At 46.6% G+C, this 15,949-nt stretch carries 14 protein-coding genes; 7 read left to right on the forward strand and 7 right to left on the reverse strand.

The window, feature by feature from the left end; translation table 11 throughout:
• Window positions 1–16 precede the first annotated feature (16 nt).
• From D2V93_RS09955 to D2V93_RS09965, 3 genes are all read right to left on the reverse strand, one after another.
• On the reverse strand, window positions 17–1,162 hold the full coding sequence (locus tag D2V93_RS09955; RefSeq protein WP_072882848.1) for a protein involved in meta-pathway of phenol degradation: 1,146 nt from the start codon (window positions 1,160–1,162) through the stop codon (window positions 17–19).
• 191 nt (window positions 1,163–1,353) lie between these two features.
• Window positions 1,354–1,971: a trimeric intracellular cation channel family protein gene (locus tag D2V93_RS09960; protein WP_119619386.1), complete on the reverse strand. Its 618-nt coding sequence runs from the start codon at window positions 1,969–1,971 to the stop codon at window positions 1,354–1,356.
• Window positions 1,972–1,973: 2 nt separating this feature from the next.
• Complete coding sequence (locus D2V93_RS09965; RefSeq protein ID WP_072882844.1) at window positions 1,974–2,699, reverse strand: RDD family protein; 726 nt, start codon at window positions 2,697–2,699, stop codon at window positions 1,974–1,976.
• Between the two features lie 40 nt (window positions 2,700–2,739).
• On the opposite strand from D2V93_RS09965, the gene D2V93_RS09970 reads away from it, so the two are divergent.
• Genes D2V93_RS09970 through D2V93_RS09995 form a run of 6 tightly spaced genes read left to right on the forward strand, consistent with a single transcriptional unit; the run spans window position 2,740 to window position 8,910 of the window.
• Window positions 2,740–3,717, forward strand: a complete 978-nt coding sequence (locus tag D2V93_RS09970) for a stage II sporulation protein M (RefSeq protein ID WP_072882842.1) — start codon at window positions 2,740–2,742, stop codon at window positions 3,715–3,717.
• On the forward strand, window positions 3,692–4,633 hold the full coding sequence (locus D2V93_RS09975) for a hypothetical protein (protein WP_119619387.1): 942 nt from the start codon (window positions 3,692–3,694) through the stop codon (window positions 4,631–4,633). Before D2V93_RS09970 ends, D2V93_RS09975 begins: the two co-directional genes overlap by 26 nt.
• Window positions 4,630–5,358, forward strand: a complete 729-nt coding sequence (locus D2V93_RS09980) for a DUF4129 domain-containing protein (RefSeq protein ID WP_147377400.1) — start codon at window positions 4,630–4,632, stop codon at window positions 5,356–5,358. The genes D2V93_RS09975 and D2V93_RS09980 overlap by 4 nt, the downstream gene beginning before the upstream one ends.
• A gap of 1 nt (window position 5,359) precedes the next feature.
• A complete protein-coding gene (locus D2V93_RS09985) occupies window positions 5,360–6,571 on the forward strand; it encodes a DUF4350 domain-containing protein (RefSeq protein WP_119619389.1) in 1,212 nt (403 codons plus the stop codon).
• 3 nt (window positions 6,572–6,574) lie between these two features.
• Entirely contained in the window at window positions 6,575–7,573 is a 999-nt protein-coding gene (locus D2V93_RS09990) for an AAA family ATPase (RefSeq protein WP_119619390.1), read from the forward strand.
• 47 nt (window positions 7,574–7,620) lie between these two features.
• A complete protein-coding gene (locus D2V93_RS09995) occupies window positions 7,621–8,910 on the forward strand; it encodes a DUF58 domain-containing protein (protein WP_119619391.1) in 1,290 nt (429 codons plus the stop codon).
• 1 nt (window position 8,911) lies between these two features.
• Here D2V93_RS09995 and D2V93_RS10000 read toward each other — a convergent pair whose 3' ends face one another.
• From D2V93_RS10000 to mnmA, 3 genes are all read right to left on the reverse strand, one after another.
• The gene (locus D2V93_RS10000; protein ID WP_072882832.1) at window positions 8,912–9,376 is read right to left on the reverse strand and encodes a YfiM family lipoprotein; all 465 of its coding nucleotides are present in this window, start codon (window positions 9,374–9,376) and stop codon (window positions 8,912–8,914) included.
• A 51-nt stretch (window positions 9,377–9,427) separates the two neighbouring features.
• On the reverse strand, window positions 9,428–10,369 hold the full coding sequence (locus D2V93_RS10005; RefSeq protein WP_119619392.1) for an NAD(P)H-dependent flavin oxidoreductase: 942 nt from the start codon (window positions 10,367–10,369) through the stop codon (window positions 9,428–9,430).
• A 116-nt stretch (window positions 10,370–10,485) separates the two neighbouring features.
• On the reverse strand, window positions 10,486–11,676 hold the full coding sequence (mnmA, locus tag D2V93_RS10010) for a tRNA 2-thiouridine(34) synthase MnmA (RefSeq protein ID WP_119619393.1): 1,191 nt from the start codon (window positions 11,674–11,676) through the stop codon (window positions 10,486–10,488).
• Window positions 11,677–11,880: 204 nt separating this feature from the next.
• Between mnmA and D2V93_RS10015 the strand changes: the two genes are divergently transcribed.
• A complete protein-coding gene (locus tag D2V93_RS10015) occupies window positions 11,881–13,752 on the forward strand; it encodes a fasciclin domain-containing protein (protein WP_119619394.1) in 1,872 nt (623 codons plus the stop codon).
• 312 nt (window positions 13,753–14,064) lie between these two features.
• Here D2V93_RS10015 and yidC read toward each other — a convergent pair whose 3' ends face one another.
• On the reverse strand, window positions 14,065–15,936 hold the full coding sequence (gene yidC / locus D2V93_RS10020) for a membrane protein insertase YidC (RefSeq protein WP_119619395.1): 1,872 nt from the start codon (window positions 15,934–15,936) through the stop codon (window positions 14,065–14,067).
• Window positions 15,937–15,949: the final 13 nt, after the last annotated feature.

The raw sequence follows: 15,949 nt of genomic DNA on the forward strand, positions 1-15,949 counted from the left end.
GTTATGTCCGACAAGATCAGCTCTTGAATTCACCCATCAACTCAGGAGCGACTTTCACCTTTTTGTTTGAAAATCGGTAGGAAACCCCAACATTGATCAGATAATCGGCAAAGGCTGCATCCCCAGCCCTAGGTTCCCCAGTAAGTTCCTCTGTCTGTTTGTCCGTGACGCTCTGCGGACGTTCCCTTCTTACGGCAAAAGGGACATTGAGGTTCAGGGAAAAATTGTTCTTCATGAAGGCGATGCCCGGGTCTATGGAAAGTACATTACCCGGCCTTCTGAAACCTTCGTTCCCGCCAATAAGGTCTTTTACGGGAACCCCTTCATACCTAGCACCCAACGAAGTCGAAATGACACTGCTTATGGCATAACTAGCTCCGGCACGCACCGAAAATTGATCGGGAACGGCCATAATGGCCTCATTTTCCAGAAGAGGGCTCAAGGTTTCACGAAATGTCCGTGTACCGTTGGTCTCCCTTGGATTGATCAAATAGAATCCCCCTCCATAAGCAAACAGTTTTTCGGCAATTTTCTGGTAAAATTGAAAATCCAAGGTAACCCCAAAACCCCCATCCCCCGGTTGGATACTCTGGTCAACAGGCCTGGTCTCCGGACCTCCTTCGGGACCCACATTGTAGAAAATATCGGAGGCATTGAAGTTTCCGGTCGGCAATTTGATGCCCAGTCCTAAGGCAAGGTTTCCATTTTGGTGCTTTTCAAGGTCGAACAACCAGTAACCCACCCCTACCCTAATATCGGCAAGCCCCCTAGAGTAGGTAGTATTCCGCTCGTCCCTACCATGCTCATACAGTGAGGAACGAGTGTTGATCACCGTTGGGATGGTAATGCTGGTATACAGACGGTCAGTAATCCCGTAGGTCAGGAAAAAATCCCAGGAATGGGAATGGTTGATGACCTCTGTGTCATTGGAAACCCTATCCGGCTCCTCATGTGTCCCCCTAAAATGGCGAAAAGACTTGAAATAGCGGTAGTTGCTCCCTATTTGGATATCTCCCGGCCCCAACAGATTACTCTCCAAGGTATTCCCCACACAGGATGAAAAATGTCGGATAGCAACACATCCCTGGGCATTGATGCTATCCATGCCAAGAAAGGAAGCGGAGAGAAAAAAGGCCAGGAAAACGATTTTTGGTGTTTTCATATAAAGGTCTCGATTGGTTTGGTAAAAAGGCCGACACTATATGGGACAGCCCTTATTCTTAATGAAGATTACAAAACTGAATGCCAAAGTAGTACTATCCTTGGCACGGGAAGGCTAACAAAAGGGTAAAAAAGATTAAGCAAGGATTAATCGTGCTAAGCAAGAATTAACGACAAAGTCATTAACTGGCCCTATCCAGTCTTTTTTTCATAGACACTGGGCAAGCGGATATCGAACTTGACGGCCAACAACCTTAAGGTGATCACCACTACAATGGCCGCGATGTAGGCATAACCCTCCTTGATGGGAAGTTGAACAAAAAGAAAGTAACTGGCTCCTCCCACGATGCAAGTGGTGGCATAGATTTCCTTCCTTCGAAAAATGATCGGGATCTCATTGCACAACATATCCCGGATGACGCCTCCAAAACAGGCCGTCATGGTGCCCAGAAAAATACACATGATGGGCAAAAGCTCTGCTTCCAAACCTTTTTCCACCCCGATCATGGTGTAAAGGCCAATCCCAATGGTATCGAACAGGAAGAGGGATTTTCTCAAATACTTCAACTGCTTCACAAAAATAATGGCGAAGACCACGGCTATGAAAATGGTGAGCACATAGGTAAGGTCCCGCATCCAGACCACTGGTGTGTTCCCTATGAGCAGGTCCCGCAAGGTCCCGCCCCCAATGGCCGTGACAAAGGCGATGATGAGTACGCCGAAAAGGTCCAACCGCTTTTCCATGGCCACCAATACCCCGGAAATGGCGAAGGCAATGGTCCCCAATATGTCAATGGTCTGGTAGAGCATGCTTACATTTTTTGGGTGTAGTAGTTGTAATCTTTCAACACGGTATCAATGTACTGCACATCATAAAGGTTGGAATTGGTCTTCAAGATACTGTCCACTTTGATGCGGAGTGCGGTCAGCGTCTTGAAATCCCCACTCTTTTTGGCAATGTGATAGGTTTCCTTGATCAATCGGACATCCTTGTCCGTAAGCAGGGTCACATTGGTGAACTGGGGCTCGTAGGCTTCCTCCACCTCTTCCAAAATAGTATGGGACACCTTGGTCTTTCGTTTCGTACTGATCACTACGGTGCCTGCGGCCGCATCCCCAACCCGTTGCCTTTTTTCCGAAAACAGGATGCTCAAGATGCCTATAGATCCCAAAAAAATCCAAATATCCACGAGGCGCAACATCCATCGGACCAAAAGATTGCTCCAGTGTACCGGGGCGCCATCCAAGCGGACCACACGCATTTTCATCAACATCTTGCCCACCGTCTGTCCGTTAAAAAGGCTGTGCATCAAAAGGGAATAGAACATGGCCGGCAAAAAAATCAATGATGCCAACCCGCGTTGTGTCCAGGTATCTTCCCAAATAAACCCGATCGCATTGCTGATAAGGCTTACCAAATAGGCATACATGTACAAAATGAGTCCATCGATGAGAAAAGCAACGATTCGCTCCCCAAGGCCCACGATCTTATAATCTAAGTTGACATTTTGCGTTGTATTGATTTGGAGGTTGCCCATATAAACGTATTTTTAAACTTGGAAAAAATAAATTCCACCTATGCGCGAAGCTGCTTTTGTGAAGCAAAATAAGGAAAAATGGATCGCTTTTGAAAAAGCGGTCGCATCAGGTTCACATACAGATCCAGATGCGCTTGTAGATGGCTACATCCAACTCACCAATGACCTTGCCTACGCACAGACCTATTACGCGGAAAGCAAGACTTTATTGTACCTGAACTCCCTTGCGTCACAGGCACATCAAAAAATATACAAGAACAAAAAGGAATCGGGCAACCGGATCATTGAGTTCTGGGCGCATGAGTTCCCGCTTTTTTTTAGGCAATACCACAAAACCTTGTGGATCACTTTCTTGATCTTTATCACGGCCACGGCCATCGGTGCCATTTCCGCACTGAACGATACCTCCTTTGTGCGATTGATCCTGGGCGACGCCTATGTGAACGAGACCCTGAACAATATTGCCAATGGGGAACCCACGGCTATTTATAAGAGCGGAAGCGAGATAGGCACCTTTTTGGGGATCACCATCAACAATATCCGTGTGGGCTTTTTGGCCTTCGCCTTTGGGGTGATCACCAGCATTGGTACGGCCTATATTCTCTTCAGCAATGGGGTGATGTTGGGAGCCTTCATTACCTTTTTCTATACCAAAGGGGTGTTTTTTGAGGCGAACCGCCAGATTTGGCTGCACGGCACCATAGAAATTTCCGTGATCATTGTGGCGGGCTGCGCCGGATTGATCATGGGCAACAGCATCCTTTTTCCCAAGACCTTTTCCAGGCGGGTCTCCTTCATGAAAGGGGCCAAGGACGGGCTGAAAGTGGTGGTGAGCACCATACCCTTTTTCATCATAGCGGGCTTTATCGAAGGGTTCATCACCCGGTATGCCAATATGCCCGATTGGTTGGCCTTCTCCATTATTGGAGGGTCATTGTTACTGATCGTTTTTTATTATATCCTATATCCCATCTTACTAAACCGAAGACTACATGAAGGACAAATACATCGAGCTTAGGATCAACCGCGATTTTGGCGATATCCTCTCCGTTTATTTTGAATTTATACGACAGAACATCAAAAAGTTCACCAATGTGTTCCTGAGCTACAATGGTATTTTCTTGATAGGTCTGTTGATCACCAGCTACTTGATGGTATCGGGGTTCGTGGGCATAATCTCGGAGGGAACCAATGTGTACGGAATGGGTTCGGGAGAAAGCAACGAAGGCACGTATTGGACCTATATTATCGTGGGCAGCATCATTTTTTTCATCATATTCATTTTGGTGGCGGGCTTCAACTTTAGCTTGAGCTCCTCGTATTTGGTCAAATATGACGAACACAAGGGCCAAGGATTTGACAAAAGGGAGGTCTGGGAACACACTAAGGGTAATTTTGGAAATACCTTCATGTTCATTCTTTTGTTGATCCCCATTTATATCCTGTTCTTCATCGCGGCACTCGTTTTGGCATTCATTCCATTATTGGGCATGTTTGCGCAATATATCATCCAGTTTGCCATGACCGCTTGGATCGGGGTTTCCTTTTTTAGCATGATGAGCCAATCCAAGGGCGTGATCGATGGTTTTGGGGAAGGCTGGAACTTGGTCATCAACAATTTTTGGAGATCGGTAGGGGTCAATTTTATCCTCGGCTTGCTCAATGGCCTATTGTTCTTCATTATCCTTATTGTACCCTCCATTATTATCGGGGTCTATACTTTCCACGTGGTGGAAAACAATGTGGATGTAGGCGGCTCGGTCATTTCCACAGTCATTTATACCCTCGGTCTGTGCCTGTTGCTCATTTTGATGGTATATGCCCAATGTCTGTCCCAGTTTGTGAACGGCATCCTCTTTTATGCCTTACACGAGAAAACGTACAACATCAACACCAGAAGTAAAATAGATCAAATAGGACAGACCGATCAGTGATCAAACAGAGCTACATCCTAATCCTTTTATTGTGGGCAAACTTGGGTCTTGCACAGAAGGATTCCATTGCCCTGCCCATAGACAGCAGTTCGGTGCTCACGGAGCGCCAAATTGGGGAAGACCTCGACAAAAAATACACTGGGGAGGATTTTGACTATGATGTAAAAACGGGGGAATCCAGCAATCTTTTATGGCGTTTTGTTAGATGGCTTTTGGAACTGCTTCAAAAACTTTTTGGAGCTTTTGGAATTGAGATTTCTCCGAGCACCATGACATTTCTAGAATTCAGTTTGTATGGTCTCATGGGAATTTTAGTCATTTATCTATTAGTTCGAGTGTTAATAAATGAAAAGTTCAGTTCCATTTTTACCCAAAAGGCACGGTCCATCATCGACCTGGACCTTTCTGAACAACACATTGAGAACATCGACTTGGATTCGTTGATGGAAGAGGCCCTCAAGAACGGGGATTATCGGCTTGCCGTCCGCTATCAGTTCCTAAAAATCTTGAAACTGCTTTCCCAAAAGCACATCATCGATTGGCATTTTGACAAGACCAATGTGGACTATGAACGGGAAATCACCGAAACCCAATTGCAACTGGAGTTCAAAAAAGCTTCTTATCTGTATGAGAACATCTGGTACGGGGAGCAGCCCATCGATGCATCTGGCTATGCCAAAACGGACCTGCGCTTCAAGGCCGTAGAAAATTCAATCCCGAGATAGCATGGACCGAAAATCGAAAATAGTCATTGCGGTGTTTGTCCTGATCGTTGTCGGGATCATCATTACGGAAATTGTGCGGCCCAGGCCCATCAATTGGCGGCCATCGTACACTTCGGTGGACAAAATCCCGTTCGGGTGTTTCGTACTCTATAACGAACTCCCTTCCATTTTCCCCAATAGTACGATTGAAACGGTGGATAAAAGTGTCTATGATGTGTTGATCGATCGAGATTCCACTCTAACGTCCAACTATATGTTCATCAACGAATATATTGACTTGGACCAGCAGGAAACCAATCAGATCTTGGACTATGTGGACCGAGGAAATACCGTTTTCATTGCTGCCACTGGGTTTGGTTGGGAACTGATGGATACCCTGAACATCGATTTTGGGGCCGACTATTCGTTGAAAGAGGGCACGACCATCTTGGACCTGACCCATGAAAAATTCGAAAAGGAAGAGTTCAAACTGTCCCGAGGGGTGTTCAACTCCTATTTTACCAGCGTGGATTCCACCAAAGCCACCATTTTAGGGCATATCTCCTACACCATTGAAAACTACCTGGATGGGGAGCCAGACGAAGAGGTGACCAAACCCAATCTGATCAAGACGCGTTTTGGAAAGGGCCATTTCATTATTTCCACAACCCCACAGGCCTATTCCAATTATTATATGCTCAAGGGCAATTCGGACTATGTGGCCCATACCTTTTCCTATCTCCAGGATGCCAATGTGCTCTACTGGGACAATTACAAAAAATCCGGTCGGGTGTTCATTGATTCACCCATGCGTTTTGTGCTCAACCAAATTTCCCTGAAATGGGCCTACTATTTGTCCATTTTGGGCATCCTGCTCTTTGTTATCTTCAAGGGCAAGCGGGAACAGCGCATCATTCCCGTCATCGAACCCTTAAAAAACTCTTCCGTGGAGTTTGCACAGGCCGTCGGGTCGCTGTACCATCAAAATAAAGACTACACGGACCTGATCAACAAAAAAATAAATTACTTTTTGGCCCATATACGCAGTCAGTACCATATCGAAACGGCACAGATCAACGAAAAGACGATACAGCTACTTGCGGCCAAAGCCGGTAAGGACATTCAAGAAACCAAGGTTTTGATCGAATATATTTTGAAACTGAAAAATAAAAATGCCCACACGGAGCAGGAAAGCATAGCACTCAATAAAAAAATAACCGCATTTAAGCAGTAACATATGGAAGAAAACGTACCACAAGACGACGCAATACAGTTCAATTCCCGCATGGATTTAAGCCGACTACAGGAAGCTGTCTCCAACATAAAGTCCGAACTGGGCAAAGTGATCATTGGGCAGCAGGATATGATAGAACTGCTCATTATTTCCATTTTGGCCAATGGGCATTCCCTCATCGAAGGGGTTCCCGGGGTGGCCAAGACCGTCACGGCCAAGTTGCTGGCAAAGACCATGAGCGTGGATTTCAGTCGCATCCAGTTTACCCCGGACCTGATGCCGAGCGATATTTTGGGAACCTCCATCTTCAACATCAAAACTTCTGAATTTGAGTTCAAGAAAGGACCTTTGTTCTCGAACATCATCCTCATCGATGAGATCAACCGGGCCCCTGCCAAGACCCAGGCCGCCCTTTTTGAGGCCATGGCTGAGAGGCAGATCACCATGGATGGTGTGGAATATGCCATGGAACCCCCATTTTTAGTGTTTGCCACCCAAAACCCCATTGAACAGGAAGGGACCTATCGATTGCCAGAGGCCCAATTGGACCGTTTTCTTTTCAAGATCAATGTGAGCTATCCCTCATTGGAAGAAGAAATCCAGATCTTGGAGAGCAAGCACGAACAGAAGGCCAAAGTGGAGGAAGACCTCGTCAGTGCCCTACTTTCTGCAAAGCAGATCGCGGAGTACCAAGATACCATCAAGGAAATCGTTGTGGAGAAAAACCTGCTCAAGTACATTGCCTCCATAGTGGACAACACAAGGAGCAATGCCAATCTCTACTTGGGCGCATCGCCCAGGGCCTCGATTGCCATCATGGATGCCTCAAAGGCGCTTGCCGCGATAAACGGCAGGGATTTCATCACTCCAGATGACATCAAAAAAGTGGCCATTCCCGTTTTAGGGCACCGCATTTTGCTCACCCCGGAAAGGGAAATGGAAGGATTGACCGCCCAGCAGGTGGTGAAACAAATCGTGGACGGCATCGAAATCCCAAGATAAAAGTGAAAAGGCTCTTCAGACCCATATACCTGCAAAAACGATTTTTCATGATCCTCACGACGCTCATCGTGGGATTTGTGATTTCGTATATGGTCCCCAATCTCTATGGGGCGCTGAAGGTGCTTTTCTTTGTCCTGGTCCTATTGCTGATCGTTGATATCATCTTGCTCTTTGCTTCCAAGGGAAAGGTAGAAGGACACCGCATTTTGTCCGACAAACTCTCCAATGGGGACGAAAACCCGATCCAACTACAATTGATGAACGGATATTTGTTCCCTGTAAAAGTTAGGGTCATCGATGAGATTCCTTTCCAGTTCCAGAAAAGGGATTTTCTGTTGGAAACCAAGCTTCCCAGTGGTGCGGAAAAGGTCTTCCATTATCAACTACGGCCTACCGAACGTGGGGTGTACTCCTTTGGAAGTCTGAACATTTTTTCGGTTTCGCCCATAGGTTTTTTGGCCAGAAAACATACCGTGGGCCAATCCCAGGAAGTTCCGGTTTACCCCTCGTTCCTCCAACTCCAAAAATATGATCTGCTGGCCTTCACCAATCGTTTGCACGAATATGGCCTAAAGAAGATCAGGCGTATTGGACATACCATGGAATTTGAGCAGATAAAAGACTATGTGTTGGGCGATGATATCCGGAACATCAACTGGAAAGCCACGGCCAAACGGGGGCAATTGATGGTGAACCAATATCAGGATGAAAAATCGCAGCCCGTATATTCCGTGATCGATAAGGGGCGGGTGATGAAAATGCCCTTCAATGGCCTTAGCCTCTTGGATTATGCCATCAACGCCACCTTGGTGATCAGTAACATTGCCCTAAAAAAACAGGACAAGGCCGGCATGTTCTCCTTTAGTGACAAAATCGAGAACAGGGTGGTAGCGGAGCGGCGAAGCTCCCAGATGAACCTCATCCTGGAAACGCTCTACAACCTAGAGACGAATTTCATCGAAAGTGATTTCAGTCGGCTGTATGTGGATGTAAAACGGAACTTGAACCAACGCAGTCTTTTGCTGCTCTATACGAATTTTGAGACCATGGATGCCCTGCACAGACAGCTTCCCTATTTGTTGGCCATGGCCAAACAGCATCTGTTGGTGGTGATTTTCTTTGAAAATACCGAGCTGAATGAATTTGCCCATAAAAAGGCGGAAACGGTGCATCAAATCTTTGAACAGACCATTGCCGAAAAGTTCATTTATGAGAAAAAACTCATTGTGAACGAACTCCGCAAACATGGCATCCAGACCATCTTGACCAAACCGGAGGATTTGACCGTCAATACTATCAACAAATACTTGGAAATCAAGGCAAGGGGGCTTATCTGACCTAAAGCGAAATAGAAGTAAGTCCCAAGGTATTCAAACTGGGAAGATTGCCATCCCATACCACAAATTCCGATTTTGGATAGGGAAAGGGCTTTTGCTTTTTCAGATCCAGTTGGGAATAGCGGCCACGCAGTCTTTTTTTGTCGTCCTTTTTGGAAAACAAATCAATGGTGACTCCCACCGTGACACCACCTAGGACCGTTGCGGCAAGATCGTCGTTGTCCCAACCGTTCTCACGCTGTCCTGCATCGACCGCTTCCTTGGCCAAGCCTATAAGCGTACTTCCGGCCACCGAGCCCACAAAGGTCCAAATCCGGTTGCCCTCAGAGGCCTGTTTTGCGATTCCTGCTCCGGCCAAACCAAATAGGTTGCCTCCCAAAAAATGGAGTGCTTTGTCCTGCTCCACTTGCCCATGGCAATAGGAAGCAAGCACCAAAAAGACTAGTGTGGGGATAAGTGTTCTCATTGCTCTGGGGTAAATGTATGAAAAAGTGCGGAAAGCTTCTGTCTGAATAGTTTAATAGTCATTGACTTCCAACTTTGCCTTGTGGAACTCGGCCATCAGTTCGGCAACAATTTCGGCGGCGGGCTTCATTGCATGGATCAAACCTGAAACTTGGCCAATTTCCAATTCCCCCTCTTCCATATCCCCCTCGAACATGCCCCGCTTTGCCCTGGCCCTTCCCAATAGAGTTTTCAGGTCCTCGACAGATGCGCCCTTGGCGTAGGCCTCCTGCACATCTTGGTAGAACTTGTTCTTGAGTAGACGTACGGGAGCGAGCTCTTTCAAGGTCAGTTGGGTATCCCCTTCCTGTGCCTCCACCACTCTTTTTTTGAAGGACTCGTGCGAAGAGGCCTCGGGAGTGGCCACAAACCGGCTGCCCACCTGCACTCCATCCGCTCCAAGAACCATAGCGGCCAGTATAGCCCTTCCTGTTGCGATGCCTCCAGCGGCAATCAAGGGAATGCTTATTTTTTCTTTCACAGAAGGAATCAGTACCATCGTGGTGGTCTCATCCCTTCCGTTATGTCCACCCGCTTCAAAACCTTCGGCCACAATGGCGTCCACCCCTGCCTCTTGGGCTTTCAGGGCAAACTTGACACTGCTCACCACATGCACCACGGTGATCCCCTTCTCTTTGAGAAAACCCGTCCAGGTCTTGGGGTTTCCTGCGGAAGTGAACACGATTTTCACTCCCTGGGAGACAATGATTTCCATCAACTTTTCAATATCGGGGTACAGCATGGGAACGTTCACGCCAAAAGGTTTGTCGGTCGCTTTTTTGCACTTGATGATATGTTCCTCCAATACTTCCGGGTACATACTTCCCGCGCCCAACAGCCCCAATCCGCCTGCATTGGAGACCGCCGAGGCCAATCGCCATCCGCTGGCCCAGACCATACCGGCTTGTATGATAGGATATTGTATTCCGAAAAGCTGGGTGATTTTGTTTTGCATGTACTATTGAATAATTGTCAAACTGAACTTGTTTCAGTTTCCCATCAAAATAAAAATAATATTGCAAAGGATTCTGAAATAAATTCAGAATGACGAAATGCCATTTTTTTGAAGGGTTACGAAATCACTCCAGACCCTACCAACTCATCGTCCACGTACCAAGCCACAAACTGTCCTTCGGTGATGGCCGATTGCTTTTCTTGGAAATCCACATACAGTCCATTCCCTACTTTGTAGAGGGTGGCTTTTTGCAATGGCTGACGGTAACGGATGCGTGCCATCACCTCCATGGTTTCGTCTTCTTTTAAGGCCAAATCGGGACGTACCCAGTGGAGCTCGTCCTCTTTCACAAAAAGCGTATTCCGGAAAAGACCTGGGTGGAACTTGCCCTGCCCGGTATAGATGATGTTCTTGTCCACATCGGTTTCAATGACAAATAAGGGTTCCTTGGTGCCCCCAACGTTCAGCCCCTTGCGTTGCCCAATGGTAAAATAATGGGCGCCTTGGTGTTCCCCCACCACTTTGCCATCTTCCATGGAAAAAATGGGCTTTTCCGCTTGGAAGGCCAATTTCTCCCTTTCATTGTGAAATTCGGGAACAGCCACCGCAAATTGGGAAGCAGTACTGGGCACTTCCACAATGATTCCTTTTTTGGGCTTTAATTTTTGCTGTAAAAAGTCGGGAAGGTGCACCTTTCCTACAAAACAGAGTCCTTGGGAATCCTTTTTATCAGCAGTGATGAGATTATTCTCGGCGGCAATCTTTCGAACCTCAGGTTTTAGCAATTCCCCAATCGGGAACAACGTCTTGGACAGTTGCTCCTGGGACAATTGGCACAAAAAATAGGATTGGTCCTTATTAGGGTCCTTTCCCGCCAACAATTGATAGGTTTCGGTACCATCTTCATTCTGGATGGTTCCTTTTCTACAATAATGACCTGTGGCCACATAGTCGGCACCCAATTGCAGGGCAATCTTTAAAAAGACATCAAACTTGATCTCGCGGTTGCAGAGCACATCTGGGTTTGGCGTACGCCCCCTTTCATATTCGTTGAACATATAGTCCACGATACGCTCCTTGTATTCCGCGCTCAAATCAACGGTCTGGAACGGGATACCCAATTTTTCGGCCACAATGAGGGCATCATTGCTGTCCTCCAGCCATGGACATTCCTCTGAAATGGTCACGGAATCATCGTGCCAATTCTTCATGAAAAGGCCGATTACCTCATACCCCTGCTCTTTTAGGAGATATGCCGCAACGCTGGAATCCACTCCTCCCGAAAGTCCTACAACAACCTTTTTCATTTCACTTAATTAAGACTACAAAAATAAAAAATAACAATCATTAATATGACATGTGACCTAAGTCGTATAGCACGACCAAACATATCAAAATGGATAATTTTAAAAAATGTTAAACTTTTTACAATTTTTCTTAAACAAAATGAATATTATTTTGTTTAACTATATCTTTAAAATATTAAACACTTATACAACAACAATAAGATTATGAAAACATTAGACAAACTATCCCGTTTTACATTACTATCATTGTTCTTGATTTTCACATCCTGTTCGGACGATGACAACGGACCAACCGATCCACCGGAAACCGATGTGACCATTGTGGCGGCCGCCCAAGCGACCCCACAACTGAGCAGTTTGGTCAGTGCACTTCAAAAGGCCGATGAAAGTTCCAACAACGACCTTGTGACCGCATTGAGCGGAGAAGGCCCCTTCACTGTTTTTGCCCCTACCAATGATGCCTTTGCAGATCTCTTAGCACAATTGGACGGTTTTGATTCGCTCGACGACTTCAACACGCAACAATTACAAGATCTGCTCGCCGTTGTCCTAACTTATCACGTTGTTGCGGATGCAGCTGTGATGTCTTCCGATTTGAGCGATGGACAGACCATCACCACTTTGCAAGGTTCAACCTTGGAGGTTTCCACACAAGGTGGTGTATTCATCAGCGATGCCACTGCCGAGGCTGCACAAGTGACTACCGCCGATATCGTGGCTTCCAACGGTGTTGTGCACATCATTGACAAAGTATTGCTTCCTCAGGCTGCCCTCGACGCATTGGCCGATGTACTATTGGTTCCCATTACCGACCTTGCTCTGGGCAATGAAAATCTTGAAAATCTCGTAGCGGCCCTTGTTGCTGCCAATGGAGACCTCCCCACTGTATTGAGGGGAGAAGGACCGTTCACCGTTTTGGCCCCTACCGATGAGGCTTTTGAAACATTCTTGGATGGTGCCCAACTAGGGGACATTCCAGTTGATGTGTTGACCAATGTATTGCTCAACCATGTGATCAGTGGTGAAGTGACATCTGATGACCTAACTGGATTGGGTTCAGGTTATACGAGTACACTGGCTGTTGGTGCAGGCGACCAAAACATAAGCCTTTTCTTCGATACTTCGGGTGACGTTACCTTTAATGGGGTGTCCACCGTAGTGATGGCCGACGTTAAAGCGCTGAATGGTGTTGTACATGTGGTGGATGCCGTGATAGACCTGCCCAATATTGTGGACCATGCCGTGGCCAATCCAAATTTGACCTCCTTGGTAGCTGCCTTGACCAATGGCGGAAACACTACGTTCACCAATCTGCTTTCCGATGAAACAGAGGATTTCACCGTGTTCGCGCCACTGAATGATGCCTTTGATGCATTCACCAATCCAAATTCAAATGATTTGAATGCCATACTGTTCAACCATGTGGTGGTCGGTGCAGCTGCATTCTCTTCAGGATTGACCAATTCGTATGTAAACACTGCGGCTGAGTTCGATACGGATGAAAACCTGAGCCTATACATCAATACGGATGATGGGGTGACCTTGAATGGTACGAGCAACGTGGTCTTGGCCGATATTGTTGCCACCAATGGTGTCATCCATGCAGTAGATGCCGTCATAGATTTGCCCACCGTGGTCACCTTTGCCGTTGCCGACCCTAATTTCTCCACCTTGGTGCAAGCATTGACCGAATTGACCCCAAGTGTGGACTTTGTGAGCGTGCTTTCTGCCCAGGGCGGAGCAGGTAGCGATCCCTTTACGGTATTTGCCCCGACCAATGCAGCATTTGAAGCCTTGGCTGCCATACCTGCCGAAGCCGATTTGATTCCCATTTTGCAACATCATGTGGTTGCAGGGGCCAATGTGAGGTCTGGAGATCTTTCCGACGGTATTATGGCCACTACCTTGGAAGGAGATGCCATTACCATCAACCTACCCGGAACCGGTGACAACATTGCCGATGTGACCGATGGAGCTGGGAACACAGGAATAGGTATCGATGCAGTTGACGTGCAGGCCATCAATGGGGTGATCCACGTTCTGGACATTGTATTGATCCCAGATACGACAAATTAAGATTTTAGCCGTTTCTATATCACTGCAAAGGCCTTTTGGAAATCATTTTCAAGGGGCCTTTGTCCTTAAAAATTGCCGTTCATCGATGACACATCAAAAGGGGAGAATTTAACTACAAAAACCAATGGTTTGACAACTATTAATTTTTTTCCGCTTGATTATGGCGCATCTTTGAAGTCCCAAATCTTTCCAAACTAAACCGAAATATGGAAAACTCCCCCAAGCATTTTTGAGGGAGTTTTTTTGTTTTGTACGGAAAGCTATCCTTTGGATAGGCAGCCTAGAAAATTAGCAACTGCCTTTTAAAAAGTCTTATCTCTTGCCTGTTTTTTTCTGCTCTTCGGCCTGTTCCATCATCTCTCGCATCTTGCGCTGGAACCTATTCTCCTTTTTGGGCTTCTTCTTGTTCTCTTGGATCTGCGCATGGATCTTGTCCTCGTCCAAGATGTAGTTCTTAATCGCCAACATGATGAAAATAGTGATCAAGTTGGAAATAAAGTAATAGAGACTCAACCCACTGGCGTAGTTGTTGAAGAAGAACAACATCATTATGGGCGATAGGTACATGATGAACTTCATATTGGGCATACCGGGCTGTTGCTGCATCTGCATGCTCTGCCCTGTGGTCATCATCATATAGAAGAAAATGGCAATCGAGGCCAATATAGGGAACAGGCTCACGTGGTCCCCATAAAATGGGACGGTGAACGGCAAATTGAATATGACGTCATAAGATGACAGGTCTTCTGCCCACAAAAAGGATTTCTGTCGCAAAGCGAAAGAGGTGGGGAAAAACATAAAGAGCGCATAGAAAATGGGCAACTGCAGCAATGCCGGCACACAACCGCTCATGGGGCTCACCCCTGCCTTGTTGTAGAGCTTCATGGTCTCCTGCTGCTTTTTCATCGCATTGTCCTTGTACTTCTCGTTGATTTCGGTGATCTCAGGCTTCAAGACCTTCATCTTGGCCTGTGAGAGATAGGATTTATAGGTAACGGGCGACAGTACCAACCGCACGATGATGGTCATTACAATAATGGCGATCCCAAAAGGAAGGAAAGAGCTCAGGAACCCATAGAAAGGAGTGAACACATATCTATTGATCCATCCAAAAATTCCCCAACCGAAGGGAATGGAATCCGCAAGGCCCAATTCCTTATAATCGTCCAATACTTTTACATCGGTGGGTCCGTAGTACCAGTGCATGTTCTGTGACAATTCCCCTCCTTGCAATTGCAATGGGGCCCTAGTGCTGTATTCCTTGGTGAAGCGTATGTCCTTGCTCTCGTCCTCGACCAAGTTTTTGGAACTCAGTTGTGCCGTTTCAAAATGGTTGTCCGACGCCAAAATGGAACTGAAAAAGTGCTGTCGGTACGAAAGCCATTTCACATCCTCTTCTGCTTCTTCATCCAGATCACTGCTCTCCGACAATTTACTGATGTTGCCATCATCATGGTTGTAGGTCAATCGGGTATAGCGGTTTTCATATTGGACACTCTTGTTGTGACGGATGCCCTTCATGTCCCATTCGAGGGTAATCGGTTTGCCACTGTTGATGACCCCGTTCAGGCCTTGGGATCGTACCGTAAAACCCAAAAGGTATTCATCAGGTTTCATTTCGTAGCGATACTCCAAAAATTGGTTGTCTGCCACTTTGGCCTTCATGGAAAGCACCTGATTGTCCCCATTTTTTGAAAGTGTAGGTTCAAAGAACAGGTCTGCGGTATTGAGCACCCTGTTGTCCGATGTGGAGAAGTTCAGGGCAAAATTGGCGTTGCCTTCCTTTATCAAATACACTGGAACAGAATCAAAGGTGACAAAATCCTTCATTCTGGCCTCCACAATCTGCCCTCCCTTATTGGAAACTTCCAGATAGAGTACCTCATTCTCCAACTTGGTGGTCCCTTCGGATGCCTGGGTAAAGCCAAATGCCCCTACCGCACTTTTATAGTTGGCCACGGCAGTGGAATCGGCAAAGTCAATGGCCTGTGCCTGTTTGATGGGGGCCGGATCATTTTTCGCTTCCTCTGCCTGTTTGGCAGCAGCCTCCACACGTGCTTGCTCTGCTTTTTGGGCCTCCAACTCTTCTGGGGTGGGCTGATTTTGGTAAAACATAAAAACGAGTATCCCAAAAATCAGTACAAATCCAATAATGGACTTGACATCCAGCTTCTTTTCTTCCATGAAATTTATTTAG

Source organism: Flagellimonas taeanensis (genome assembly GCF_003584105.1).
GTDB lineage: Bacteria > Bacteroidota > Bacteroidia > Flavobacteriales > Flavobacteriaceae > Flagellimonas > Flagellimonas taeanensis.

Excerpts from the sequence above, each read along its gene's own strand:
- D2V93_RS09955 (WP_072882848.1), bottom strand. The coding sequence starts at position 1,162 with ATGAAAACACCAAAAATCGTTTTCCTGGCCTTTTTTCTCTCCGCTTCC.
- D2V93_RS09960 (WP_119619386.1), bottom strand. The coding sequence starts at position 1,971 with ATGCTCTACCAGACCATTGACATATTGGGGACCATTGCCTTCGCCATT.
- D2V93_RS09965 (WP_072882844.1), bottom strand. The coding sequence starts at position 2,699 with ATGGGCAACCTCCAAATCAATACAACGCAAAATGTCAACTTAGATTAT.
- D2V93_RS09970 (WP_072882842.1), top strand. The coding sequence starts at position 2,740 with ATGCGCGAAGCTGCTTTTGTGAAGCAAAATAAGGAAAAATGGATCGCT.
- D2V93_RS09975 (WP_119619387.1), top strand. The coding sequence starts at position 3,692 with ATGAAGGACAAATACATCGAGCTTAGGATCAACCGCGATTTTGGCGAT.
- D2V93_RS09985 (WP_119619389.1), top strand. The coding sequence starts at position 5,360 with ATGGACCGAAAATCGAAAATAGTCATTGCGGTGTTTGTCCTGATCGTT.
- D2V93_RS09990 (WP_119619390.1), top strand. The coding sequence starts at position 6,575 with ATGGAAGAAAACGTACCACAAGACGACGCAATACAGTTCAATTCCCGC.
- D2V93_RS09995 (WP_119619391.1), top strand. The coding sequence starts at position 7,621 with ATGATCCTCACGACGCTCATCGTGGGATTTGTGATTTCGTATATGGTC.
- D2V93_RS10000 (WP_072882832.1), bottom strand. The coding sequence starts at position 9,376 with ATGAGAACACTTATCCCCACACTAGTCTTTTTGGTGCTTGCTTCCTAT.
- D2V93_RS10005 (WP_119619392.1), bottom strand. The coding sequence starts at position 10,369 with ATGCAAAACAAAATCACCCAGCTTTTCGGAATACAATATCCTATCATA.
- mnmA (WP_119619393.1), bottom strand. The coding sequence starts at position 11,676 with ATGAAAAAGGTTGTTGTAGGACTTTCGGGAGGAGTGGATTCCAGCGTT.
- D2V93_RS10015 (WP_119619394.1), top strand. The coding sequence starts at position 11,881 with ATGAAAACATTAGACAAACTATCCCGTTTTACATTACTATCATTGTTC.
- yidC (WP_119619395.1), bottom strand. The coding sequence starts at position 15,936 with ATGGAAGAAAAGAAGCTGGATGTCAAGTCCATTATTGGATTTGTACTG.